This window comes from Vreelandella hamiltonii (assembly GCF_014651775.1).
GTDB lineage: Bacteria > Pseudomonadota > Gammaproteobacteria > Pseudomonadales > Halomonadaceae > Vreelandella > Vreelandella hamiltonii.
In genome coordinates this window covers 170,973-196,070 of the sequence record NZ_BMXN01000002.1, presented here as the reverse complement: position 1 = coordinate 196,070, position 25,098 = coordinate 170,973, and the positions used below count along the sequence as shown (strand labels likewise).

The 25,098-nt window shown below is 61.7% G+C and carries 24 protein-coding genes; 10 read left to right on the top strand and 14 right to left on the bottom strand.

Going from position 1 to position 25,098, the window contains the following annotated elements; genetic code table 11:
- Positions 1–12: 12 nt before the first annotated feature.
- Positions 13–1,209 (top strand): E22 family MetX-like putative esterase, encoded by a 1,197-nt coding sequence (locus IE091_RS02750; RefSeq protein WP_189462752.1) that lies wholly within the window; start codon positions 13–15, stop codon positions 1,207–1,209.
- A gap of 25 nt (positions 1,210–1,234) precedes the next feature.
- On the opposite strand, the gene IE091_RS02745 is transcribed toward IE091_RS02750, so the two are convergent.
- The 5 genes from IE091_RS02745 to IE091_RS02725 all read right to left on the bottom strand — a co-directional run bounded on the left by IE091_RS02745 (position 1,235) and on the right by IE091_RS02725 (position 5,430).
- Positions 1,235–1,930 (bottom strand): aspartate/glutamate racemase family protein, encoded by a 696-nt coding sequence (locus IE091_RS02745; protein ID WP_189462750.1) that lies wholly within the window; start codon positions 1,928–1,930, stop codon positions 1,235–1,237.
- 78 nt (positions 1,931–2,008) lie between these two features.
- A complete protein-coding gene (locus IE091_RS02740) occupies positions 2,009–2,662 on the bottom strand; it encodes a DsbA family oxidoreductase (protein ID WP_189462748.1) in 654 nt (217 codons plus the stop codon).
- Positions 2,663–2,726: 64 nt separating this feature from the next.
- Complete coding sequence (locus IE091_RS02735; RefSeq protein WP_189462747.1) at positions 2,727–3,668, bottom strand: cation diffusion facilitator family transporter; 942 nt, start codon at positions 3,666–3,668, stop codon at positions 2,727–2,729.
- A 30-nt stretch (positions 3,669–3,698) separates the two neighbouring features.
- Entirely contained in the window at positions 3,699–4,331 is a 633-nt protein-coding gene (locus IE091_RS18565) for a PAS domain-containing protein (protein ID WP_189462745.1), read from the bottom strand.
- 127 nt (positions 4,332–4,458) lie between these two features.
- Complete coding sequence (locus tag IE091_RS02725) at positions 4,459–5,430, bottom strand: ribonuclease Z (protein WP_189462743.1); 972 nt, start codon at positions 5,428–5,430, stop codon at positions 4,459–4,461.
- A 123-nt stretch (positions 5,431–5,553) separates the two neighbouring features.
- Here IE091_RS02725 and IE091_RS02720 point away from each other — a divergent pair, with 123 nt between their 5' ends.
- Together IE091_RS02720 and IE091_RS02715 are read left to right on the top strand one after the other, a co-directional pair.
- Entirely contained in the window at positions 5,554–5,799 is a 246-nt protein-coding gene (locus tag IE091_RS02720; protein WP_189462741.1) for a type II toxin-antitoxin system CcdA family antitoxin, read from the top strand.
- Positions 5,799–6,116 (top strand): CcdB family protein, encoded by a 318-nt coding sequence (locus IE091_RS02715; protein WP_189462739.1) that lies wholly within the window; start codon positions 5,799–5,801, stop codon positions 6,114–6,116. Before IE091_RS02720 ends, IE091_RS02715 begins: the two co-directional genes overlap by 1 nt.
- 54 nt (positions 6,117–6,170) lie before the next feature.
- Here the strand turns inward: IE091_RS02715 and IE091_RS02710 are convergent, their stop codons facing one another.
- The 7 genes from IE091_RS02710 to IE091_RS02680 all read right to left on the bottom strand — a co-directional run bounded on the left by IE091_RS02710 (position 6,171) and on the right by IE091_RS02680 (position 14,906).
- Complete coding sequence (locus IE091_RS02710) at positions 6,171–6,464, bottom strand: HigA family addiction module antitoxin (RefSeq protein ID WP_096922277.1); 294 nt, start codon at positions 6,462–6,464, stop codon at positions 6,171–6,173.
- Positions 6,464–6,742, bottom strand: coding sequence for a type II toxin-antitoxin system RelE/ParE family toxin (locus IE091_RS02705; RefSeq protein WP_139525088.1), 279 nt, complete (start codon positions 6,740–6,742; stop codon positions 6,464–6,466). The genes IE091_RS02710 and IE091_RS02705 overlap by 1 nt, the downstream gene beginning before the upstream one ends.
- A gap of 409 nt (positions 6,743–7,151) precedes the next feature.
- On the bottom strand, positions 7,152–7,856 hold the full coding sequence (locus IE091_RS02700) for a hypothetical protein (protein ID WP_189462738.1): 705 nt from the start codon (positions 7,854–7,856) through the stop codon (positions 7,152–7,154).
- Positions 7,857–8,495: 639 nt separating this feature from the next.
- Positions 8,496–9,362, bottom strand: a complete 867-nt coding sequence (locus IE091_RS02695; protein ID WP_189462737.1) for a DUF7281 domain-containing protein — start codon at positions 9,360–9,362, stop codon at positions 8,496–8,498.
- Complete coding sequence (locus IE091_RS02690; protein WP_189462839.1) at positions 9,359–10,612, bottom strand: hypothetical protein; 1,254 nt, start codon at positions 10,610–10,612, stop codon at positions 9,359–9,361. The genes IE091_RS02695 and IE091_RS02690 overlap by 4 nt, the downstream gene beginning before the upstream one ends.
- An 8-nt stretch (positions 10,613–10,620) precedes the next feature.
- Positions 10,621–11,250 (bottom strand): condensin complex protein MksE, encoded by a 630-nt coding sequence (locus IE091_RS02685; RefSeq protein WP_081136542.1) that lies wholly within the window; start codon positions 11,248–11,250, stop codon positions 10,621–10,623.
- The gene (locus tag IE091_RS02680) at positions 11,247–14,906 is read right to left on the bottom strand and encodes an ATP-binding protein (protein ID WP_189462736.1); all 3,660 of its coding nucleotides are present in this window, start codon (positions 14,904–14,906) and stop codon (positions 11,247–11,249) included. Before IE091_RS02680 ends, IE091_RS02685 begins: the two co-directional genes overlap by 4 nt.
- A 185-nt stretch (positions 14,907–15,091) precedes the next feature.
- Between IE091_RS02680 and IE091_RS02675 the strand changes: the two genes are divergently transcribed.
- Positions 15,092–15,397: a helix-turn-helix domain-containing protein gene (locus tag IE091_RS02675; RefSeq protein WP_039180230.1), complete on the top strand. Its 306-nt coding sequence runs from the start codon at positions 15,092–15,094 to the stop codon at positions 15,395–15,397.
- Here IE091_RS02675 and IE091_RS02670 read toward each other — a convergent pair.
- Both IE091_RS02670 and IE091_RS02665 read right to left on the bottom strand, forming a co-directional pair.
- Entirely contained in the window at positions 15,394–16,434 is a 1,041-nt protein-coding gene (locus IE091_RS02670; protein ID WP_189462735.1) for a histone deacetylase family protein, read from the bottom strand. The genes IE091_RS02675 and IE091_RS02670 overlap by 4 nt on opposite strands.
- Positions 16,412–17,140 carry a GntR family transcriptional regulator gene (locus IE091_RS02665; RefSeq protein ID WP_189462734.1) on the bottom strand — a complete coding sequence of 243 codons (729 nt, stop codon included), beginning with the start codon at positions 17,138–17,140 and terminating at the stop codon, positions 16,412–16,414. The genes IE091_RS02670 and IE091_RS02665 overlap by 23 nt, the downstream gene beginning before the upstream one ends.
- A 216-nt stretch (positions 17,141–17,356) precedes the next feature.
- Here IE091_RS02665 and IE091_RS02660 point away from each other — a divergent pair, with 216 nt between their 5' ends.
- The 6 genes from IE091_RS02660 (at position 17,357) to IE091_RS02635 (ending at position 25,084) form a co-directional block, all read left to right on the top strand.
- Positions 17,357–18,916 carry an ABC transporter substrate-binding protein gene (locus IE091_RS02660; protein ID WP_189462733.1) on the top strand — a complete coding sequence of 520 codons (1,560 nt, stop codon included), beginning with the start codon at positions 17,357–17,359 and terminating at the stop codon, positions 18,914–18,916.
- 61 nt (positions 18,917–18,977) lie between these two features.
- On the top strand, positions 18,978–19,955 hold the full coding sequence (locus tag IE091_RS02655) for an ABC transporter permease (RefSeq protein WP_081136550.1): 978 nt from the start codon (positions 18,978–18,980) through the stop codon (positions 19,953–19,955).
- A complete protein-coding gene (locus IE091_RS02650) occupies positions 19,952–20,785 on the top strand; it encodes an ABC transporter permease (RefSeq protein ID WP_016914894.1) in 834 nt (277 codons plus the stop codon). Before IE091_RS02655 ends, IE091_RS02650 begins: the two co-directional genes overlap by 4 nt.
- Before the next feature lie 9 nt (positions 20,786–20,794).
- Positions 20,795–22,447 carry an ABC transporter ATP-binding protein gene (locus IE091_RS02645; protein WP_189462732.1) on the top strand — a complete coding sequence of 551 codons (1,653 nt, stop codon included), beginning with the start codon at positions 20,795–20,797 and terminating at the stop codon, positions 22,445–22,447.
- Positions 22,448–22,566: 119 nt separating this feature from the next.
- Complete coding sequence (locus tag IE091_RS02640; RefSeq protein WP_189462731.1) at positions 22,567–23,949, top strand: FAD-binding oxidoreductase; 1,383 nt, start codon at positions 22,567–22,569, stop codon at positions 23,947–23,949.
- A 25-nt stretch (positions 23,950–23,974) separates the two neighbouring features.
- The gene (locus IE091_RS02635; RefSeq protein ID WP_189462730.1) at positions 23,975–25,084 is read left to right on the top strand and encodes a pyridoxal phosphate-dependent aminotransferase; all 1,110 of its coding nucleotides are present in this window, start codon (positions 23,975–23,977) and stop codon (positions 25,082–25,084) included.
- Positions 25,085–25,098: the final 14 nt, after the last annotated feature.

The window sequence follows — 25,098 nt, the reverse complement described above, 5'->3', positions numbered from 1 at the left end:
AAAGGAAAGCGCATGCGACGCAAGCAACCATTCGCGCTAGTAACGGCCGCCTCGTTCACCAGCATTGGCCTGTTGCTGGCCACGCCCTTATGGGCCTGGGATGGCATGGTCGAGAAGCAGCGGTTCGAGATCGAGAGCTTTACCACCCAGGGCGGCGAGACGATTCCCAACGTGGCGGTGGGCTGGGAAGCCTACGGCGAGCTGAACGAGGCGCGCGATAACGCCATTCTGATTACTCACTTCTTCTCAGGCACCAGCCACGCCGCAGGCCGTTACGAGGCCGAGGGTGAGGCTACCGGCTACTGGGATGCCATCATTGGCCCTGGCAAGCCGCTGGATACCGATGAGTACTACATCATCTCGTCCGATACGCTGGTCAATTTGGGGGCGAACGACCCGAACGTGATCACCACGGGGCCTGCCTCCCTTAACCCCGATACCGGCGAGCCCTGGGGCATGGATTTTCCCGTCGTGACCATCCGTGATTTTGTCGAGGTGCAGCGCGCCTTGCTGGAAAGCCAAGGCATTGAATCACTGCATGCGGTCATGGGCGCTTCCATGGGTGCCTTGCAGGCCATCGAGTGGGCCAGCGCTTACCCAGAACGGGTCGAGCGGTTGATTCCCGTGATTGGTGGCGGTGTGGCCGACCCGTGGCTGCTGGCCACGCTCAGCGCCTGGGCCGCGCCGATTCGCCTGGATGCCCACTGGAACGAAGGCGACTATTACGACGGCGAACCGCCCACCGACGGGCTTAAAGAGGCGCTGAAGCTGGTGACGCTCAATGCCAACCACTGGCAGTGGGCCAACGAAGCGTTCAACCGCGACTGGGCCGACGACGCGCGCGACCCCGCCCAGGACATCACCGCCCGCTATGCCATCGAACAAACCCTGGATGACATCGCCGCCGCCCGTGCGGCGCTTTCCGATGCCAACCACCTGCTCTACCTGGTGCGCGCCAACCAGACCTTCATGGCTGGATACGGCGACTCGCTGGAAGCGGGGCTGGCCGCCATCGAAGCCCCCACATTGATGCTGTATAGCGAGAACGACTTGGTCTTCGCCCCCGAGGGCGTACGCCGCACCGCCGAGCTGATCGAAGCCGACGGTACTGAGGTGACGCTAGAAACGCTGGAAGGCAGCCGAGGCCACCTGGATGGCGTGGTAGCCATCGAGCAAGCCAGCGATACGCTGCGGGCGTTTTTGGAGTGACACAGCGCCTGGAAGGCCAATCTCGCTAGCGGCTTTCCAGCGCCCACTGCACCGCCTGCTCTGCATGGATCTCGGTCGTATCGAAGAGCGGCACGGGAGTGTCGGCCTGTTGAACCAGCAGGCCGATTTCGGTGCAGCCTAGAATCACCCCTTGCGCGCCGAGCTCGGCAAGCGCCTCGATGATCTCCAGGTAGTCGGTTTTGGCCTCTGCTTTCACCACGCCCAGGCACAGCTCCTGGTAGATCACCGTGTGCACGCGCTCGCGCTGTGATTCGGTGGGCACCACCACCTCGATACCGTGGCGCTGCAAACGCTCGATATAAAATGCCTGCTCCATGGTGAACCGCGTGCCCAGCAAACCTACGCAGGTAATGCCCTGGCGCTGCAGCACCCAGGCCGTGGCATCGGCGATATGCAACAGCGGAATGGAGACCGCCGCTTCCAGCGGCTCGGCAACCTTGTGCATGGTGTTGGTACACAGCACCAGACAATCGGCCCCCGCGGCCTCCACCGCGCTGCCCGCCGCTGCCAATATCTCGGCAGTCGCCTCCCAGTTACCCTGATGCTGCAGCGCCTCGATGTCGGCAAAATCCACGCTGTACAGCACCACCCTGGCAGAGTGCAGCCCGCCCAGCGCCGTGCGCACATGCTGGTTGACGAGGCGGTAGTAGGTTTGGGTGGACTCCCAGCTCATGCCCCCGATCAAGCCGATGGTTTTCATGGATTCATTCACCTTTTCGAGGCCTGGAAACATTGTGCAGCGAAGGCTGCCCATACTTCAGGCAGCGCTTTTCACACATTAGCCGCTGGCGTTTTCCTCGGCCACCTGACGCAACGCATCGACCAGCACATCGGCGGGCTGGGCGCCGGAAATCAGGTAGCGGCCATCGAGAATGAAGCCCGGCACGGCACTGACGCCCATGTCCATGAAGCGCTGCTCTGCCTCACGAACTTCTTCGGCGTATTGGTCGGAGCGGGCGATGGCCTCGGCGGTGTCGCCATCCAGACCCACCTCGATGGCTTTTTCGCGAAGCACCAAGGGGTCGGCGGGATTTTTCGCCTCGCCGAAGTAGGCCTCGAATAGCGCCAGTTGCAGCGCCGTTTCCTGGTGCTGCGTGCCGGCCCAGGCCAGCACACGGTGCGCGGCGAAGGTGTTGTTCGCTCGGCGCTCCAGCGCGCCACGGAAATTCAGGCCAAGCGCTTCGGCGGCAGCCATGATCTCGCGCTGGGACTGTTCCATGGTGGCCGCATCCTTGCCGTACTTGCGGCACAGATGCTCCAGAATCGGCTCGCCCTCGGGCGGCATGTCCCGATTCAGTTCGAAAGGCTGCCAGACCAGCTCGACCTCGATCTCGCCAGCGAGCACCTCCAACGCCTGCTCCAGGCGCCGATAGCCAATCGCACACCACGGGCAGGCCACATCGGATACCAGATCGATTCTTACCTTTTGCATGGGGTGTCTCCTTTGGGTTCATTCATCATGGGTAACATCCGGCAGATGGGGCCATGCCACTGCCTCAGTCCGCCCACTCCAGGTCTCCAGTAAACACGACCGTCAGCCAGCGGTGCGGCCCTTCGTCGCCCAGCAAGTCACTGACTTCGTTACGCAGGGCATCCCATTCGCCAATGGTGCGCGGGTGCGCATCGGCGGGGACGATAAAGTAGAGCTCGATTTCCCTGGAGCGACCCACCCGCGCAATATAGGCGCGGTAGGTGGTAAACCCGTGCTGTTGCACGAAAGCCTGTGCCACCTGATCCACATGCTGCTTCAAGGCGCTCGGGGTGACCAGGAAGATATCCGCCAACGCGCGGCGCACGGTGGAAATCGGCAGCGGAATGATGATGACGCACACCACCGCCAGCACCGCCGGGTCGATGTAGGGCGAGATCGACTCCCACGACGTGCCCTGCACCAGATAGCCTAGCGAGAACGCCACCAGCAGCGCCGCCGTGATGCCTGCCGACATGATCCAGCCCCGCACGTCCAGGCGCACGAAGTCAGAGCCGATACGGCGATTGGCGCGAGCCTCCACGATAGCGGTGGCAACACACGCCACCAGGGTGATCACCGCGTAGACGATTGCCCAGCCAAACTCCAGCTCGCGCCCGCCTTCCAGCAGGCTGCTGATGGCGTTGACCAGGGCATACACCGCCACGCCAATCAGCAGCGTGCCGTTGACCCCCAGCACCATGGGCTCCAGGTGCCAGAAGCCCACGGAAAAGCGCTCTCTCAGCTTGCGCGACAGCCCTTTCGACGACACGAACGAGGTAATCAGGTTGACCACCAGCAACGAGAGCAGGCTCATGCTGGCATCCACCAGGGCATAGATGCCGTCGAACATGATCGAAAACGACCCCGACATCAGGCCAAAGCCGATGCCCAGCCCCGCAATCACCAGCGTGACGGCAATGGACGTTCTCAGTACGCCGCTCTCGTCGCTCAGGTCGAAACTACGCATGACGGTATCCCTTTCAGTGCGAAAATCCGCTCAATCCTGCAACTCTCTTAATTGCTTCATCAATCCCGTAATCACTTTTGCCGAGCTGCTGGTGTCATCCGCCAGGCGGCGCACGTGCTCGGCAACCACCGCGAAACCTTTGCCAGCCTCGCCTGCCCGCCCCGCTTCGATACCCGCATTGATGCTGAGCAGTTGCAGCATCTTCAGTGAATGGGCAATTTTCTCGGTTTCGGTGGCAATGTCGCGGCTGATGGTGCCCAGCTGCTCTTCACTTTGCCGCCGCTGCTGAATGTCGGTGACCACCCCTTCAAGGCAGATGACGTTGCCCTGGTCATCTTTCACGGCACCGCCGTACTCGCTCACCCAGCGCAGGCGGCCATCTTTACAGCGCACCCGATAATCGGCGTGCCAGTTCTTGTCGGCGGCGATGGCCCGCTCGATGGCCTGATCCAGCCCCGGCGCATCCTCAGCATGAATCAACGCCACGTAAGATTGCTGGCGGTTGCCGATCAAATCATGGCTGGCATAGCCCGTCAGCTCCTGAACCCTGCCGCTCAGGTTCAGCATGGTGTAGTGCTCATCGTTGCGGCAGCGGTACAGAAACCCGTTCATGCGCGACGCAATGCTTTCATAGATCCTGTCTTGCTCAGACATGCTGGTCATGGCCCTTCATGGTGGAATGCAACGGTACGTCAGCCCTTTACCCAGCGACTTAAGTCGTACTCTTCGAGGGGCACTATGCCGAGACCGCACCGCCAAGTCCAACGCCAAACTCACTTGCAAGCAACGATTAACCAGGCGGCTCCTGGGTTTGCTCGGTGACATGGCCCGCTTTATCCAGGTGGTACTCGCTAAAGTCCTGCGCCAGGAAGAGCGCGCCTGAGTAAACGCTTTGTGCCTCGCGTTGGATATCCGCGATGGAAGGCACGGTATGGGAAATGAGCGGGTAGCGGGGGCTGAAGTGGGTCAACACCAGGTGGGGCAAGCCGACCTGCTCGGCAAACGCCGCCACCTGCCTGCCGTAGCTATGCCCTACCTCACCGGCTTTCTCGGCCATCGCTTCGGTGTAAGTGGCTTCGTGTACCAGCACCTGCGCCCCGGCACAGGCTTGCGCCAACAGCTCGGGCTGGTCGTTGTCCCCGGCAATCACCACTTTTCTGGGGGCGTGTTTGAACAGCAGGTAATCCTGGCTGCGCAGCGGCTTGCCCTCGAATGCTACCTCCCTCCCCTGCTTCAACTGCCCCCACAACGGCCCTCTGGGAATGCCGTGCCGATCCAATTTACCCACGTCCAGGGCGGCCTCCACGTTGCGCTCGGTGAACGTATAGGCGTAGCACGGCACGCGATGGGAAAGCGCACTCGTTTCCACCGCCATGTTCTCGAATTCGATGCTGGGCAGGTCATCGGCGCAGATGAACTCCAGCGCGAAGGGCAGGCAGAGCTGGGTGACCGCACAGGTGGTTTCCAGCCAGGTTTGGATACCCTTGGGTGCCACAAGGGTCAGCGGCGCCGTGCGCCCACCCATGGCCGCACTGGCCAGAATGCCCGGCAGCCCGTAGCAGTGGTCGCCGTGCACATGGGTAATCAAAATGGCCTTCAGCGAATGAAACGACAGCCTGGTGTGCAACACCTGGTGCTGAGTGCCCTCCCCGCAATCGACCAGATACCAACCCTTGCCCTTGCTCTCTTGCAAGGCGATGGCAGAGACGTTGCGTTGTTTGGTAGGCACGCCTGCGGAAGTACCGAGGAAGAGTAGGTTCATATCTTATTGGCGAGTCAACAATGAGCGTTAAGGGATGACGTTCGAAGCAACGAGGCGTGCTTGAATGCGCATTACCATGCGCATAAAATCAGACGATACATCAAGAGCCACCAGGAGACGACGATGGCCGAACTCTACGATGCAGCCGCCCCCAAAAAAGCAGCGAATCTCTCCATCAATAGCGACTTGCTGCGCAGGACACGTGAATTGAACATTAACTTGTCTGCCACCCTGGAGCGAGCGCTGAAAGAAGAGCTTGCCAAATGCGAAGCACAACGATGGGTCGAAGAAAATCGAGCTGCGATAAAAAGTTATAACGATTTTGTCGAACGACACGGATGCTTTGGCGACGAATTCAGGGAATTTTAATGGCACAGTTCGATGTATACCCTAATCCAAGCAAAACCAGCAAAGCGCACTACCCCTACCTTGTGGATGTGCAAAGCAGTTTGCTAAGCGAACTGGCCACTCGCATCGTCATCCCGCTGGGCAACCGTTCCACCTTCGGCAACGACACCCTGCAAGGACTCACTCCAGAAATCAGCTTTGGCGATCAGGCGCTGTTGCTGTTAACGCCACAGATTTCGTCGGTGCCTGAAAAACATCTCCAGAATCCCATCGGCTCTCTCTCGCATGTTAGAGACCAAATTGTCGGGGCTCTGGACCTGGCGATCACCGGCTTTTAACACTGGCAGGATGCGGCAACCTCATGGAGGCAAAGCCGCCATGTCAAACGCTTATCAAGCGGCGTTAAATTCCAGTGGATGGAGGCCATCCAGATTGACCGTACTCCGCGCCACCCAGAGATCATGCATATCCTGCATCGCCAACCAGCTCTCAGGGCTACGCCCCAGCACTTTGGAAAGGCGCAGCGACATTTCCGGGCTAATGCCACTTTCTCCTTTGAGCAGCCGGGACAACGTGGACGGTGAAACGCCCAGACTCGAAGCAAGCTGACGCGAGCTAATGCCAAAGGGTTCCAGATACACTTCCCGAATAAATTCACCAGGATGCGGCGGATTATGCATCGTCATTAGTGATAATCCTCATAATCAAGAATGTAGGCGTTGCCGTCCTGAAATTCGAACGTCATACGCCAATTTCCGTTCACCCAAATCGACCATCGCCCTTTGTCTTTCCCTTTCAATGGGTGAAGCCTAAAGCCAGGGATGTTCATATCTTCGACTGAAGTGGCGGTATCCAGAGCAAGAAGCTGCATACGTAGCTTCTTGGCATGATCCGGCTGTATGCCAGCGGTGCTGCCAGTCGAGTAGAACCGTTTCAGCCCTTTGTGCCGGAATGATTTAATCATGAAGAAACCATAGCATGATGCGCACCGCGCAACAACCGTCTAGCGCTCATCGCCAAAATTGAAATCAACAACGCTTGTCCTAACATCGGGCACATCGAACTATAAGGCCTGTCAGCGAGGTATCATGCGGTACAGTATCAAAGAAAAGCTTTGCCGGTGAGGCTGGTCTTGCAACAGATCTACATCTCGGGCTGGAGCGAATGCTGGTAATTCATCACCGCCATGGCGTTCTGATTGTGATTGTAAACCTTGAAGCGCGGCATGCTTACCACTCCTCGTCTGTTTTCCCGATCCTACCAAAACCTGGCTGTCAAAGGTTTTTTTCTACAGCCTCAACGCCGCTCAGCACGGGCGGCTTCGGAATGGAGGCGCAGCCGCAATGCAGTAACCGTCTCCGTGTCTGGCATGGTTATGGACCCACTACACTGTGAAAGCCGCACGAACTCGTAACATCTCTGCACAAATCAAAAAACTTTGGAACCAGCTCGTCATGACACTCCATCAGAAACTGAACGGCATCCCTTCTATGAATATGCGAAGTGCGGTAGACGATTTTTCCTCTATCATCAACAACTGGCAACTTGGCTTCGAACTCTTCAAACTCCAAAACATCCCAGTTATTAGCAACTCTGATTAGGTGCCTATGTTTTGCAATATTGACGTATGATTTAACGACGTTGAAGCTTTTTTCAATCATAAAACCCTTTAGCGCGCTATAGAAAACATGACTTTCATACCGGTTTATGAAGTCTTCGCTCCATCTAATATTGCTAGGCCTAAGAGTGGGCTTTGTGGGAATGACCAAATTCAGCAAATGGGGAAATGAATCAAGGAGCGCATGAAGGCTATTTAGAAATCCAATTATGTTTGCTTCATATACATAGCGATACTCAACACTCTCCCCGCCTCTCCGGTATTGCCCAATCCGGTCTAGCACAAGGTCTGGTCGATCACTTGAGTGCGGCAAGTTAGAGTAATGGTACAGGCAATATTTTAACCATCTATGGATTGACTGCCCTGCTAACATAATTTCTTTGTCTATGTCAGGTTCGACGGTCCCAGATACTGAGGCTCTCAATCTAGAGAACAACTCCAGGTCAAGCTCATTGTTCATGCATCCCCCCATGCTTAATTGAAGCCATAACGCCAATGTTCAGCGGCGAACTTAACGCAGCGAAGCGGAGAAAAGGGCGTCCGGTGGAGGCCCGCCAGGGCCGGAATGAACTAGAATGACTGGTTAGATTTTCGTACCGAGTCTAACCTTACGCCCACCTGCTCAGTCGACTGACTTTAAGCCCGTGTACTCATCCTCAGGAGGTAACATGTCTACGTTCGCCGGCGCATTCCCCACCTTCAAAGTGAATACCGCTCCTGGATGCAACTCGGTCTCCGTCTGCGTTCCACATTCGGTGGTAACTCTAATTCTCAGCGGCGAACTCTGGTGATTATGGAAGCGCATAGTGTCGCCAGAGTTCAGTCTATGAGACTGGATATTATATCCTGAGCCACTGCCATCCATGAAACCTCCTTAAAATCTAACAGTGATTAAACGCCCTGCCATGAAACCTCAATGAACGCGACATCACAATGACTGAGGTTTCATAGCCACCAAATCGAACCTACCCACTGATTCTACAGCATGCGAATTTCGGCGATAAAGCCAACATTCGCATGCTGGCGCGTTTTGCTTTGACTCATTAAATTACCAGAAACGCACTGCGCGGCGGATGCACCATACAAAGCCCACAAGCCGCTAACCAACCCCCACCGCCACCACGTCCCCCTCAAACCACTGCTGCTTAAGCCCCCGCTGTTTTTCCAGCAGCGTGAGGTAGGGCCTTAGCGGGTGTTGGGCCGGTAGGCTGACGTGGAGCTGGCGCAGGCGCCGTTGGTAGGGGAGCTGCCCGGCGGGCTGGTGCAGGGGGGTGGCGTGTTGGGTGAGCCATGCCATGTCGGGGAGCAGCAGGTGTGTGGCGCCGCTGTCCAGCGCGAGGGTAACACCCTTGGCGTCGAAGTCGCCTGCGTAGAGGTGCGGCCTGCGGTTTTTGCGCCATACCTCGGCCAAGTGGGCGAAGCCGCCGCCGTAGTGGCTGTCGCCTCGGTAGGCGATGAGCGGCTGGGCGTAGCCGCTGAGGGCGCTGATGTTCGGGTTGAAAGCGTAGAAGCTGTCGAGGTTTTCCACCTGCACCAGCGCGCCGAAGGCCCCCAGCGTGAGGTTGCGAACGTCCACGTCGCGACTGCAGCGCGGCTCGTTGGAAAGCCCTGGTGTGGGCTGGGGCGGCAGGTTGAGCAGTACGCGCCAGGCGCGGGGGCCTTCGCGGGTGGCTTTGTCCTCCTCTACGCCCTCTTTGGCTTGGGCGGTGCTGCTCAGGCCGCTGAGCGAGCGGCCCAGCGGGGCGAGGTGGGCGCTGGCCAGAACGCTATCGATCTGCGCCAGCAGCTCGGCATCGAAGCGCAGGGTCTGGCTGGAAAGCCGCAAGCCGAGATCGATATCCTGCTGGCGGCACCAGGCCACCACGTCTTCCACCCACTGGCGGCGGGGCTTCTCCACCGTGGGCTGGCGGTTGAGTTCCCGGGCCACGCCGTTGAGCCCTGCCCGTGCGCGGCTGGGCAGGTTCATACCGCCACCGCCAGGGCCACATCATGAATCAACCGCAGGTCGTTATAGGCGCTGGCCCTGCTCTCTTCCTGGTGAAGGCGAAAGGCCTGCTGCTCGCGGCGCGGCAGGCCCTGGTATTCGGCGATCACCTGAAACAGCCAGATTTCATCTGCCCACTCCAGGCCGCTCTGTTGCAGGTAGGCCAGGGCGCTGACCGGCTCGGCAGGCGGCTGGTCGAGCACTGCGAGGTAGAAGCGTTCGACGTCCAGCTTGAGGGCCTGCTGGCGTGCGGCGGCCAGGCTCTCTTCGGCGAGCTGCACGGCGTTGGCCACGGCGACGTTCTGCGCGGCGTGGCGTGGGGCGGGCAGCTCATGCAGCAGCTCAGCCAGTACCCGGGTGTCCAGGGGGCGGTCCAGCGCTGGGGCGGCGGCGGCGTTGAGCGGTGCGGCGCGGTTGAACAGCGCGGGCACCTCGCTGCGCTGGGCGTAGTTGCCGGGCACGAAGCCCGGGTGTTCGCGCATGAAGGCGGCCATGCCGGTCATCAGGCGGCTGCGGGCCTGCTGCTTGCGGAAGCGGGCCATGAGTTCGATCAGCCGCCGCTGCACTTCCCGCAGGCTGGTGTAGTGGTGGCTCAAGCGGTTCTGGAGCTGGCTGATGAGCAGCTTGCGTAGGCTGCCGTCGCTGCCCACCAGGGCGATCAGCTCGTCGAAGTCGATCAGCGCGAGGCCGTCGAGCAGGCGCACGATCTGCTTCTGGGCGCGGTCGTTCTCGCGGATCTTGTCGTTGAGCTGGCTGACGAAGCCGAAATCGCTGTTGAGCCGCTGCCACAGGCTGTCGATGGCGTCGGCAAAGCGGCCGTTGAGGTCGTCTACCTCCTGGCGCAGGCGCAGTAGCTGCTGTTCCTGGCGCCAGTGTTCGCCCTTGCTGCGGGCTTCCCGGTAGCTATCTACCTGGGTACGAATCAGCTCCAGGGTTTCGGCCACATCGGCATTGACGTGGCGGCGGGTTTCGTCGGCGAGCATTTCGGCGATCAGGTCGCGCACCTTGGGCGAGAGTTTGACGCCGCTCTGCTCGTCGGGCCGCCACAGCACTCGGGCGGCCAGCAGTTTGCGCAGCGCACCGTCGCTCAGGCCTTCCAGCGGTACGTCGTCGCGTGTGTAGGCCTGCATCAGCCGTTCGGCGTGCCTGCCCAGCAGTGCCAGGCGTTCCGCGCCGGTCTTGAGCAGGCGGCTCTCCAGCTCGCCCACGCCACTGCCCGCCCCATTGCCCATACTTCTACTCACAGCAGGGCCTCCTGCGTGCCGGTGTCCTCGTCGGCATCGATGGGCAGGTTCTCTTCGTCGCGTATGAAGCGCACCACGTCCACGAGGTAGTCCATCTTGCCGGTCACCACGAACACCTGGCGTTCGCTGTGGGGCTGCATCAGGTAGCCGTGCTCTTTCAGCCGTTTGAAGATCTGCTTCACCTGGGCATCCAGCTGGTCGCTCTGGGAGCCAAAGAAGCTGTCCGTGGCCAGCCGTTCCAGGCGCTCGCGCAGGCTCTGGTTGTCTTCGCACTTGGCGCTGAACTCGGCGGGCTTGAGCACGTCGCCAGGGGCGGCCAGGGCGTCGCGGCCCAGCGCTTCCTGCACCAGTTGCAGCCACTCCAGCATGGGCAGCAGGCTGTTGAGGGTGTCGGCGAGCTGGCGGGAGAGCTGCTCCCGTGCGGTGTCGTTGAGCTGCCGCCAGGCCAGGAAGTAGACGCTGGCATCCTCGTTGCTGGCCAGCCGCCGATTGAGCGGGCGCAGGTAGGCGTCGATGGCCTCGCGGGTCTCTTCGTTGGCCAGGTGGCGGTAGGCGTTGTCGTCGCTGACGGCGCAGATGAAGTCGCCTGCCAGCAGGCGTTCGAGCAGGGGGCCGTGTTCGATCATGCGCTCACCTCCTGTTGGCGCTGCTTGATTTTCTGCGCCAGCGCGCTGAGACGCGGCTCGATACGCTTGAGCTGGCGCTGTTGCTGGGCGTCCCGTTCGATGAGGTAGCGGTTGGCGAACAGCAGCAGCACGTCGGATTCCGGGTTAGGGAAGGCCCCGACGATATGGATGCGGTTGCTGTCGCAGGCATCGAACAGTTTTTCGACGTTGTGGTAGGCCAGGGTGCCGATCTCATCGATGGGCCAGTGGATGGCGATGTGCGCATCGCCCCGCAGCAGGCGGGTAAACGCCAGCAGGAACTTGCACAGAATCAGATACGCCATGCCGTGGCTGGAGGACTCCAGCAACTGGCGGTCGTTCTTGATCACCAGGTCCGTGCCGCCTTCGTTCAGGTGCAGCTCCAGGCGCAGCAGGCTTTCGAAGCTGTACTGCTGGTCGCTGCGCAGCAAATCGACCACGTCGGCCAGGGCGTTGAGGTAGTCGTCGCTGGGCAGCGTCTGGCCGGACTCCCGCCACGTCTTGTAGCGCTGGGCGAACAGCTTGAGCGGTTCCCAGAAGCCCAGCTCGTCGATGGTGGATTGAATGCGCACTTCCGCCTTGGTGATGCCTTCCAGGCGCAGGTCGTCGGCGACCTCCTCCGAAAGCCGACGGCTCTGGGCGCTGATGCGCCGGTTCAGGTCGCGGAAGACGCTGAAGAACTTGTCCAGGTCATCGCTGAGGTTGCGGCCTTCCTGAATCAGCTGCTGCTGTTGGTCTTCCAGCAGCTTGAGCATGCCGCGCAGCAGCGGCAGCAGTAGCCGGGGGCTGTCGCTGGGCAGCTTGTCGCGCTCGCTTTGCAGGGCATCGGCAAAGCCGCTGCTGGCGTCCTTGATCAGTTGGCTTTCGACGTCCAGACAGCCTCGGCGCAGTTGCTCCAGCTGCTGGTGGCGGCTGGCCAGGGCCTGGCGGGTGCGCTCGATGCGCTCGTCCACATCGCCCAGGCTGGCTTCCAGCGGCGCGCCTTCGGCCACCAGCTCCAGGCTTTCCAGCTGGTTGAGCAGCGGTGTCAGGGCTTCCAGGGTGCCACGGGCGCTGTCGCGCTGGGCCTTCAGGCCGTTCACCGCCTGCTGGTGGGCCTCTCTGGCGGCGTGGAAGGCGTTTTTCAGATGCGCTTTGTCGCGCTTGAGCTGTTGGTCGCGCTGGGCCAGCTCGGCCTCTTCCGCCACCAGTTGGGGTTTGTGCTGGCCCCACTCGATGCGCATGAAGCGCTGGTACTCTGCCAGCTCCTCCTGGCGGGCGGCGGTTTTGCGAATGCGCTCGTTCTGCGCTTCCAGGCGGGTTCGCGTGGCCTTGAGCTGGGCGGGGTCGACGCCCTGTTCGACCAGCTCCTGGCTGAAGGCCTCTTCCAGCTCGGCGCGCTGGCGCTGGTGTTCGGCGTTGGCATCGCTGAGCTGCTGTTTGTAGGTGCGTAGCTGGGCATCGAGGCTATCGAGCTGACTTTGGGCATCGGCCTTGAGTTCCAGCAGTTGGCCTTGATGGGTTTCAGCCAGCTCGGCCAGGGCGTCGCGCTTCTCGTCGCGCAGCTCGGTTTGGGCCTGCTCCTGGCGGGCCAGGGCGGCTTCGATGTGGGCACGGCGGGCTTTCTGGCTCTCCGCGTGGCGGGCCTGCTGTTGGCGGCGCGCTTCCAGGGCGTACTCCACCTCCTGCTCGGCGCGCTGGTGGGCCAGGCGGGCGGTGTCCTGGGCGTCATCGGCCTGCTGTACCCGCTCGTTGTGCTGCTTGAGGGCCTTTTCAGCGGCGGTGCAGGCGGTGTGGGCTCGGGCCTTGGTGCTCTCGGCTTCCTCGATGGCGGCCAGCAGGCTGGCTTCGTCCTGGGCGTAGTCGGGCAGCGCGATGGCGGAAAGGTCCAGCGCCAGCCCGAACAGGTCGTCGCTGGCGTGGTCGGCCAGTTGGGGGGCGAGGTCGCGGCGCTCCAGCAGTTCCGGGGCGATCACCTTGCCGAGCTGCTGTTCCCAGCCGGGGCGGTGGTAGCGCAGGAAGTGGCGCAGGCTGCCCTGTTCGGGGGTCTGCTGCTGATAAAGCGTGTAGCAGTGCTGCTCGGCGCGCTCCCGCTGCTGACGGCACTGCACGAGATGCTGTTCGGCGGTGTCGCGCTCGCGCTTGTGGGCTTCCAGCTCGCGGCGAAGCGCTTCCAGGGTGGCCCCGGCCGCACTGCGGGCCTGCTGGGCGTCGTCCAGCCGCGCTTGGGCCAGCTCGGCCTCCTGGGCTTCTTCGCGGGTTTGGCTGGGCATGGCCAGCTGAGCCTTCAGCTCGGCCAGCTGCTCGACGCCTAGCTCCAGCTGGGCCTGATACTCGCTCTCCAGCCGCTGGCGGGCCTGCTGGTAGCGCTCGTTATGCTGCTGTTCGGTTTGCCACTGCTGCTCGCGGCGCTCGGCTTTCTCCTCCACCAGCGCGTCGATCAGTTCCTGGTTCTCTTGAGTCTGGCGGGCGAGGTTTTCGGAGAGTTCGCGCAGTCGGCCATCCAGGCGCGCCTGGCTTTCCTTGACTGCGTCCTGCATCACTTGCAGGTGTTGCTGCAGCTGGTCGCGCTGTTCGCGCCACTGGGGCAGCGCGTTGATGTCCCGCTCCAGGCCGGGCATGTCGGCATCGGCGTACTGCTCGAAGCGGGTTTGCAGGTCGTTGAGGCGGTGCTGGGCGTGCTGCAGCTGGCTTGCCACTTCGCTGTGCTGGTCGTTGAGCGCATCCCGCCGTTCGCCGTAGGCCTGCTCTTCGGCCTGAAACTCCCGCTGGTGGCGGTTGAGTTCACCTTCCAGGTCAGCGACCTGCCGCTGGGCCTGTTCGCGGTCGGCGGCCAGCTGGGGTTTGAGTTGCCACAGGGTGGTATCAAGCTCGGCCAGTTCCCGGTCGATGCCAGAGAGCTTGGCCAACGCGGCCTGCAGTGGCTCCAGGCGCATGGATTGGCGCATCTGGTGAATCCACTCGCGGGCCTTGGCACTGCGAATGCGGGTAACCGGCAGCTCGACACCGTCCTCTTCGAAAATCGCCGCCAGCATGGTCTTGAGGGTGTCCATCTTGCCCTCTTTGGCGTGCACCGCCGAGACCAGCTTTTCGATATGGCGAATGCGCCGCTCGGGATTGACCAGGCTGAACTGGGCAGCGATCTGGCGCAGCTTCAGGCCATCGCGGCTGTTGCCGTGGAGCTGGGTAAAGTCGTTCTGGATCACCGAGCGGAACTCGGAGGTGGCCCCCAGTTTAGGCGACACCGGCGTGCCGCTGCGGCGCAGCCCGCTGGCCCACTGGGTGTAGTCCAGCGCCAGCGGGCCCTGCTCGGTCTCGACCAGATAGTCTTCCGGGCGGTAAGGCGCGCCGACGAAGCGATACTCCACGCCGCCTTCCTGCTTGCGGGTCAGCACCGCCTGGCACACGTTGCCCGCTTCGCGGCGGTATTCGTATACCAGGTAGCTGTTGCGATGGGGCAAATAGAACGCATCGAATTTCATGCGGGTTTTCGGCACCACCTTGTTGGGCAGCTCGCCGTAAAACACCGGCACCAGCCGCTGGAGCGTGGTTTTACCCGACGCGTTGGTGCCGCAAATATTGGTGTGGCCGTCCACACTGAGTTCGACCACGCCGTTCAGGTGGCCGTGAATCATCACGATGCGTAGCAGATGCGCCATGCCGTGTCCTTGATCGTTTAACGTCCGAAAACGCTATCTTGCCAGACACAGACCAAAGCAGCTACGCGGTTCAAAAAGGGCAAGTCATATATAGCACCGAGTGCCACACATGGATGATAAGAATTATAATGACACGGCATTGACCGAAGCCATCAGGTATGGCGCATTGATCGAGGTTAAAAACGATGGATAAATCAATTCTGGATATGGTGCATGAAACGGCTCAAGACCTGCACACGGCGGGTGTGATGAAAGACACCACGCTGCGTGAGTTCGATGCGCTCTGTCTGCCGCCTGTCAAAGAGTATACAGCCATACAGATCAAGCAGATCCGCACCAGGAATCACGCCAGCCAAGGCGTGTTCGCCGCATACCTGAACACTAGCGTGTCTACCATCCAGAAGTGGGAACAAGGCCAGAAAAAACCCAATGGTCCTTCGCTCAAGCTGCTAAACCTGGTGGCCGAAAAGGGGTTGGAAATACTGGCTTAATCGTTCTCCCTTCTTTCTTTCGCTCCCAGCAATCCTTCAAAAAAGCTCACCGCGTTGGCTTCCAGCCCTTCCAGGTAGTAGCCGCCTTCCTGTACCACCAGGGTGGGCACATCGAGGCTTGCGATGGTGCGTCCCAACTCGCCAAAACCGGGTGTCGATACCGCTACTTTGGCCTGAGGGTCGCGCTCATGAATATCGAACCCCAGCGCCAGCACCAGCGCATCGGGCTCGAACAGGCGAATGGCCTGGCAGGCTTGGGCCAGGCGGTCGAAAAACACCGCTTCTGCCGAGCCGTGGGGCATGGGCAGGTTGAGGTTGTAGCCCAGCCCGGCCCCTTCCCCGCGCTCCTCTTCGAAGCCGGAAACCGCCGGGTAGAAGTTGGTGGTATCGCCATGGATGGAGATATAGAGCACATCGTCGCGCTGGTAGAAGATCTCCTGTATGCCCTGACCGTGGTGCATATCCGGGTCGAGCACGACGATGCGCGGAAACCGCGCGGTGAGATGCTGGGCAGCAATGGCGGCATTGTTGAGAAAGCAGAAACCACCGGCGGAGTCGATGCCCGCATGGTGGCCTGGCGGGCGTGACAGAGCATACGCGAAGCGCTCCCCAGCCAATAACGCCTCCGCCCCGGACACGGCACTTTGCGCCGACCAGTACGCCGAGTGCCAGGTGTGCTGGCCCACTGGCGCGCTGCCATCGGCCAGGTAACGTGCCGCTTCGGCCAGGATACCGCGCAGGGCGTTGGGCGAGCGCACGAAGATGTTGGAGATCACTTCGTCCCCCCAGTCTTCGTCCAGCGCATGCCAGCGCCGATAAGCACTTTCCAGAAAACGCAGGTAGGCCAGCGAGTGCACGGCCCTCAACGGCGCGACGCCGTGGTCGATGGGAGCCTGCACATCAAACCCCAGCCGGTGCACGGCCGACAGCAGCGCCGTGGCGCGTTCGGGTACTTCCTGCGGGGCGCGCATCTTGCCCCGCGAGAAGTAGGTGCGCGGATGGTGCCGGCGCTGTTCAGCGTGAAAGAAGGTCTTCATTGGCCGGGTCTCCATTCTCGCTTTCGCTCTCACTCTCGCCCACCCCCTTCACCACGAAGTCTCTGGCCACTCCGATATGAAAATCGATGGCCTCGCGGCAGGCTTCCGGGCGGCCCGTGGCCAGGGCGTCGAGCAACTTGAAATGGCTGGTGGCGATGGTCTCGGGGGCTTCATGGGTTTTGGTGATCAGCGCGATGCAGAGGCGTAATTCATGGGCCAGGTCATCGAAGGCCCGCAGCAGACGCTCGTTGCCTGCGTAGTGCAGCATCAGGCGGTGGAACGTCAGGTCTTCTTCGATGCGGCGCGTGCCGTCGTTTCCGGCGGCAGCCTCGCACAGCACGGCTACCTGCTGCTTCAAGGCCTGTTCGGCCTCGGGCGTGTAACGCTCGCACAGGCGCTGAATGGCGTGCCGCTCCATGCACAGCCGCAGGTCGAAGACATCCTCCAGTTCAACGGTATTCAACGCACGTACGAAGAAGCCCTTGCGCGGCTTCGAAATCAGCAAACCGCGGCTCTCCAGCAAGCGCGCTGCTTCACGGACCGGCGCACGGCTCACCCCCAGCGCACGAGAAAGCTGCACTTCAGAAAGCCGTTCGCCGGGTAAAAAGTGTTGCTGAATAATTGCTTGGGTCAGGTAGTCCGCCACCTGCTCGACCAGATTGTGCTGCTGGATAACCGCCTGCGGCGCCGTTGGCAAAGGGGCCATAAAGTTTACTCTTGGTCGCCATGACATGGCTTGAGTATGACAAAAAAACCGCACTTGTCGACGGACGATTGACGACTGTCGACAGTTTTACCAGCCGCTGCTATGGTCAAAAAGGGCCGCCAAAAAACACCACAATCAGGCCCAGACACGTCACGCCTCGCTCGACTAACGACGACGTAAAGCTTTTACGTACCAATAAACCGAGGAGCAGGAAACATGAAAACACCTTTGGCTTTGGCACTCTCTGCCGTCACGCTTGCGCTGGGTTCCACATCCGTGCTGGCCGCAGACCCGCAATCCGGTGGAACGGTCAACACCATCATTCAACCCGAGCCGCCGGGGCTGGTACTGGGCATGATTCAGAACGCCCCCACGCGTACCGTGGCGGGCAATATCTATGAAGGCCTGCTGCGCTACACCACCGACCTGGAGCCCACGCCCCAGTTGGCCGAGTCCTGGGAGGTCAGCGACGATGGCCGGGTCTATACGTTCCATTTGCGCGATAACGTCACCTGGCACGATGGAGAGCCCTTCACCGCCGACGACGTGGTGTTTTCTGCCGATGTTTTCCACCGTGAGTTGAACCCCAGCGCACGGGCCGTGTTACAGCATGTGGAAAGCATCGAGGCCAGCGACGACCACACGGTGGTGTTTACCCTGACCGAGCCCTTCGGCCCCTTCCTGATCTCGTTCGAGGCGGGCACCTTCACCATGGTGCCCAGGCACTTGTACGAAGGCACCGACTTCCGCAATAACGAGCACAATGACCACCCGATTGGCACGGGGCCGTTCAAGTTCGCCAACTGGGAGCGTGGCACGGTCATCGAGCTGGTCAGAAACGACGACTACTACGAAGAGGGCCTGCCTTACCTGGATGGGGTCAACTGGCACGTGATTCCCGATGGCGGCTCTCGGGCTGTGGCCTTCGAGAATGGCACCATCGATGTCCTGCCCAGCGGCACCGTGGAAAACTTCGATATTCCGCGCCTTTCGGCCATGGATAACGTCTGCATGACCGAACAGGGCCATGAGTATTTCAGCCCCTTTGCCATGCTGTGGATGAACAACCGGGAAGGCCCCACCGCCGACAAGCGCTTCCGCCAGGCCGTGATGTACGCCATGGACCGCGAATTTGCCCGCGACGTGCTCTGGAATGGGCTGGGCAATGTACCGCTGTCGGCCTTTGGTTCGAATGCCAGCTTCCAGTATGACGGCCTGGAGCCCTACGACCACAACCCCGAGCGCGCTCGGGAGCTGCTGGCAGAAATGGAGTACGACGGCGAAGAGATCACCATTCTGCCGCTGCCTTACGGCGAGACCTGGACCCGCTGGGCAGAAGCCGTGCAGCAGAACTTGCGTGAAGTAGGCATCAACGTCCGCACCCAGGCCACCGACGTGGGCGGCTGGAACCAGCGCCTGGGTGACTGGGATTACGACCTGGCCTTTACCTATCTTTTCCAGTACGGCGACCCTGCGCTGGGCATTTCACGTACCTATCTGTCTGACAACATCGCCAAGGGCTCCCCCTGGAATAACGTTCAGGGTTATGAGAACGAGCGGGTAGATGAGCTGTTCAATGCCGCCGCCACGGCGTTTCCTGATGAGGAGCGCGAAGCCCTCTACCGTGAAGTGCAGGAAATTCTGCATGAGGATGTTCCGGTTGGCTGGCTGATGGAGCTTGGCTTCCCCACCCTTTACCGCTGTGATGTTCAGGACCTGGTGACCTCAGGGGTCGGCGTGAACGATGGCTTCAAGGATGCCTGGCTGGACCGCTAGGTAGGTGCCACCCGGGCCGCCATGGCGACCCGGGTGTTTCAGCTATGTCAGGAATATGCTCATGTTATATGCCCGCTTGATCGTCATGCGGCTGTTCAAAGCCGTGATCGTCCTTTTTTTGATCGTGATCTTCAACTTCTTCCTGATTCAGATGGCCCCCGGCGACCCGGCGGCCATTCTGGCCGGGGAAGCCGGTGCCGCCGACCAGGAGTTTCTCGACCAGCTGCGCGTGCGCTTCGGCCTCGACCAGCCTATCTACGTGCAGCTATGGCGCTACGTCTCTGGCATTGCCATGCTGGATTTTGGCTACTCCTACCGGCTGGGCACGCCCGTCTTCGACCTGATCATGGCGCGCTTGCCCGCCACGCTGCTGCTCACCGGTACCGCCTTTGTGCTCTCGCTGGTGCTGGGCATCATTGCCGGTTCCATGGCGGCGGCCAGAGCCAAGAAGCCATCGGGCTCGCTGATCATGGCGCTGGCACTGGTGTTCTACGCAACGCCGCTGTTCTGGGTGGCGCTGATGTCCGTGGTGGTGTTCTCGGTGTACCTGGGCTGGCTGCCTGCCTATGGGTTGTACACCGTGGGCGCTGGCCATACCGGGCTGGCCCTGGCGCTGGACGTGGCGAAACACCTGGTGCTGCCTGCCACGACCCTGGCGCTCTTTTTCATGGCGATTTACACCCGCATGACGCGCACCTCCATGCTGGATGCCGCTCAGCAGGACTATGTCAAAACGGCCCGGGCCAAGGGGCTCAAGCCGGGCGTCATCCAGCGCCGCCATGTGCTGCGCAACGCTCTGCTTCCCATCATCACGCTGGCGGGCCTGCAGGCCGGGCAAATGGTGGGCGGCGCGATCCTCACCGAAACCGTGTTCGCCTGGCCCGGCATCGGCAGGCTGATGTTCGAAGCGCTGCAACAGCGTGACTACAACCTCTTGCTGGGTATTTTCTTCTTCTCTGCGGCGCTGGTGATCGTGTTCAACATTCTCACCGATCTGGTGTATCGCCTGGCAGACCCACGCATCAAGGGGGCCTCATGAGCTTTTTTGCACGTTTCGCCCAGAACCGCGGGGCGCTGGTGGGGCTGGTCATCCTGCTGGTGATCATCGCCATGGCCCTTCTTGCCCCGCTGCTGTTTCCCGAATCGCCCTGGCGCATGGTGCAGCGCCCCTTCCTGCCGCCGTTCTCGCAGGAGGGGTTTCCCCTGGGCACCGACACCATGGGCCGCAATGTGGCGGCGGGCCTGATGCATGGCGCCTGGGTATCGTTGCTGATTGGCTTGGTGTCCACCAGCGTGGCGCTGCTGATTGGCGTGCCGCTGGGGGCCATTGCCGGGTATTACGGTGGCTGGATCGATGACGTGCTGATGCGCATCACCGAGTTTTTTCAGACCATCCCCAACTTTGCCCTGGCCATCGTGCTGGTGGCCATCATGCAGCCCAGCGTGACCTCCATCGTGCTGGCCATTGCCCTGGTGAGCTGGCCGCCCGTGGCCCGCCTGGTGCGGGCAGAGTTCATGTCGCTGCGCCACCGGGAGTACGTCGAGGCCGCTCGGCTGGTCGGCCAGTCCAATACCACCATCATCCTGCGCCAGATCCTGCCCAATACGCTCTCGCCCATCATCGTGCTGGCCTCGCTCATGGTGGCCACGGCGATTCTGCTGGAGTCGTCGCTCTCGTTTCTGGGGCTTGGCGACCCGAACGTCATGTCCTGGGGCTACATGATCGGTGCCGCGCGTACCGTGATTCGCCAGGCATGGTGGCTGAGCTTCTTCCCTGGCGTGGCCATTCTGCTGACCGTTCTGGCACTCAACTTGGTCGGTGAAGGGCTGGACGATGCGCTGAACCCCAAACTTTCCCGTGAGCGTTAGGAGCCTGCCATGAACGATGTCGTGCAACCCGCTGGCCAGGACGAGGCGCCCGCCGTACTACAGATCGAAGGCTTGAGCGTGGCGTTGCCCAAAGGCGCAGACCGGCCGCTGGCGGTGGAGAATGTCAGCTATAGCGTCAACCGTGGCGAGATCATGTGCGTGGTCGGGGAGTCCGGGTCGGGCAAGTCCATGGCCGCCAACACGGTCATGGGCCTGCTGCCCAAGGGCGTTCGCCCCGTGCAGGGCAGCGTCACGTTCGAAGGCCAGAACCTGCTGGCCCTGAGCGAAAAGCAGCACCGAACGCTGCGCGGCCTGAAGATCGGCATGATCTTTCAGGAGCCAATGACAGCACTGAACCCCTTGATGCGCGTGGGCGCACAGATTGCCGAAGTGTTCGAGGCCCATGGCCAGCTCAGCCCCCGGCAGCGCCAGGCGCGGGCGCTGGAACTGCTGGTGGAAGTGGGTATCCCGCAGCCAGAAAAGGCCATCAGCGCCTACCCCTTCGAGCTTTCCGGCGGGCAGCGGCAGCGGGTGATGATTGCCATGGCGCTGGCGCTCGAACCGGTGCTGTTGATTGCCGATGAGCCCACCACGGCGCTGGATGTGACCACCCAGGCGCAGATTCTGGCGCTGATTCGTGACCTGCAACAGCGGCGTGGCATGGCCGTCATGTTCATCACCCACGACTTTGGCGTAGTGGCGGAAATCGCCAACCGTGTCTGCGTCATGCGCCATGGCCGCATCGTCGAAATCGGCAATGCTCGGGATGTGCTGGAGAACCCCCAGGATGCGTATACCCAGGCCTTGATCGCCGCCATTCCCAGCAACGCCCTTCCGCCGCACCGGGCACCCGCCGCCTCGGCGCCCCTGCTGGAGATCAAGGGGCTCAACAAGGTATTTCGTTCACGCGGGGGCTGGTTCAAAGCCACTCGGGAAGTGCGCGCGCTGGATGACGTATCGCTGACGCTGGCCAAAGGCGAGACTGTGGGTATCGTGGGCGAGTCCGGCTCGGGCAAATCGACCCTTGGCCGCTGCGTGGTGCGCCTGGAGCACCCGGATAATGGCGAGCTGCTGCTGGATGGGGTCAATTTTTCGCAGTTGAGCGGCAGCGCGCTGCGCCGCGAGCGCCACCGGGTGCAGATGATTTTTCAGGACCCTTATGCGTCCTTGAACCCGCGCACCCGGGTCGGCATGGCCATCGCCCAAGGTCCCATGGCCAACGGCACTCCGAAGGCCGACGCGCTCCGCCAGGCCGGTGAGCTGTTGGAGCTGGTGGGGCTGGGTGCCAGTGCGGTGACGCGTTTCCCCCATGAGTTTTCAGGCGGCCAACGCCAGCGCATCGGCATTGCCAGAGCGCTGGCGCTCAACCCTGAATTGATCGTGGCCGATGAGGCGGTCTCTGCGCTGGACGTCTCCATTCAGGCGCAGGTGCTGGAGCTGCTGGAATCGCTGAAACAGCGGCTGTCGCTGTCACTACTGTTCATCACCCACGACTTGCGGGTGGCCGCCCAGATTTGTGATCGCATCGTCGTCATGCAGCATGGGCGCATCGTCGAGCAAGGCAGCGCCGAGCAGATATTTCTGGCCCCCCAGGCGGCCTATACCCGTTCGCTGCTCGATGCGATTCCGGGGCGCGAAGCGCCTGCCGCCGCGTCGGCCTGATTAGCCTTTGATGCGTCACACGCTGGTTCATGAGTGTTGATTCATACGTCTTTATTTACACAACTGTCTTCAAACAACTGTCTTCACACAACAATGGAACGTCACGTAAGGAAACAGGCATGCAGATTACCCTGGAGGCGCTTCGCGCCATCGTCGGCCCCGCGCACGTACTCACCGGAGACGATGTGCGTAGCCGCCGCGTCGACTGGATGACCGGCGCTCCCTGCCTTGCCGGTGCCATCGTGCGCCCGGCCAGCACCCAAGCGTTGGCCGAGGTGATGCGCGCTTGCCACGAGGTCCGGCAGCCGGTGGTGACCCACGGCGGGCTGACCGGGCTGGTGCATGGCGCCGACGCCAGCGAAGAGGAGCTGGTGATTTCACTGGAGCGCATGACCGCCATCGAAGAGATCGACCACGTTGGCGGTACGCTGACCGTCCAGGCCGGTGCCCCTTTGCAGCGGGTACAAGAAGCCGCCAGCGACGCGGGCTTGCAGTTCCCGCTGGATTTGGGCGCCCGGGGCAGTTGCACGATTGGCGGTAATATCGCCACCAACGCCGGGGGCGTGCGGGTGATCCGCTATGGCATGATGCGCCAGCAGGTGCTGGGGCTGGAAGCCGTGATGGCCGATGGCCGTATCGTGAGCTCCATGAACCGCATGCTGAAAAACAATGCCGGGTTCGATCTCAAGCAGCTGTTCATTGGCAGTGAAGGCACGCTGGGCATCGTGACCCGCGCGGTGCTGCGCTTGCAGCCGCCCACGCCCAGCGAACAAACCGCGCTGGTGGCCTGCCCCTCGTTCGAGGCCTTGACGGCCCTGCTCCGCCACATGGGCAAGGCGCTGGGCGGTAGCCTGGGGGCTTTCGAGGTCATGTGGCAGAACCATTACCGCCTGCTGACGGAAACCTCGGGACGCCACACGCCCCCCATTGCCACCAGCCATCCGTTTTATGTCATCATCGAATCCCTGGGTAGCGATGCCGAGCGCAATACGACCCAGTTCCGAGAGGCCCTGGAGAGCGCGCTAGAGAACGAGCTGATCGTCGATGCGGTGCTGGCTCAGTCAGCGGCCCAGCGAGACGGCCTGTGGGCCATTCGTGAAGACATCGAAGGCCTGGTCCAGGCCATGACCCCGGTATTGACGTTCGATGTCAGCCTGCCGATTGCCGATATGCAGCGCTACACCGATGCCCTGGAGCACCAGCTGACCCAGCGCTGGCCCGATGCCCGGCTCGTGGTCTTTGGCCACCTGGGCGATGGCAACCTGCATATTTCGGTGTGCGTGGGCAGTCATGAATTGGCGGTACGCCGGGAGGTCGAGACCCTGGTGTATCAACCCCTGGCGGCGCTGGGCGGCTCGGTGTCTGCCGAACATGGGATCGGCCTGGAAAAGCGCCCATGGCTGGAGACCTGCCGCTCGGCAGAGGAAGTTGCGCTGATGCACACCCTCAAGCAGGCACTCGACCCTCATAAGCTGCTGAACCGTGGCAAAATATTGCGTTGAACATTGAACTGATCAGGACCTGATTATGCCCCGCTACCCCGACCACCTGACGGGCGTTGGCCCCGTGAACCCTTTCCCCGGCATCAAGGTGCTGGAGCGGCGGCTCGGCCGTGAGATCCCTCACCGCCTGGGCTCCAACGAGGGGCTGGACATGCCCCACCGCGCGCTGCGGGAACACTTCGGTGATGCCGTGGCACAACACGTGTATTGCTATGGCGATGCCGAAGCACTGGGCGTTCGCCAGCGCATCAGCGCCCAGCAAGACATTCCCCTTGACCACCTGCTGGTGGACGCCGGTGCCGACAGCCTGATCGCCCTGGCACTGCGCACCACCTGCACCGTGGGCGAGACCGTGGTGAGCACCGCAGGCACCTACCCCACCTTCGGGTATTTTGCCCAGGGCCAGGGCTGCCGGTTGGTCGAGCCCAGCTACCATGAAGCGCCTGGCGTGCTCGCCCCCGATCTGGAAGCGCTGGCGGCAGCGGCCCATCAGGAGCAAGCGCGGCTGGTGTACCTGGCCAACCCGGACAACCCCAGCGGCCACCTGCACAGCGATAGCGCCATTCTCAAGTTTCGCCAGGCGCTCCCCAACGACTGCTGGCTGCTGCTGGATGAGGCCTACGGGGATTTTCGTGACGATGCGGGAAGTGAGTTTCTGGGCCAGGCGCTGCCGGGGGTGATTCGCCTGCGCACGCTCTCCAAAGCCCATGGCCTGGCGGGCATGCGGATTGGCTACGCAATTGCCGAGCCCGACGTGCTGGCGATGATGATGAAAGTGCGTATTCACTACGCGGTCTCTTCCTTCACCCAGGCCGCCGCCGAGGTCGTGCTCGACCACCCCGAGGAAGTGCAGCAGCATATTGCGGATGTCAAAGCGCGCCGTGAACAGCTGGCGCTGCACTTCACGGCGCTGGGGGCAGACGTGCTGCCCAGCGCCACCAACTTCGTCGGCATCCGCCTATCCAGCGCCGAGCTGGCCGCCACCGTGCATCAGGAGCTGCTGGACGATGGCGTGCTGGTGGCCCGCCTTGCGCACCCGCAACTGGCCAACGTGATTCGCATCACGGCGGTAGAAGAGGCACTGCAGCCGGGCAGGCTGGCGGCGCTGGAAAAAGCGCTTCGACAGCACGGCTAGCCGCGCAGGCCCCG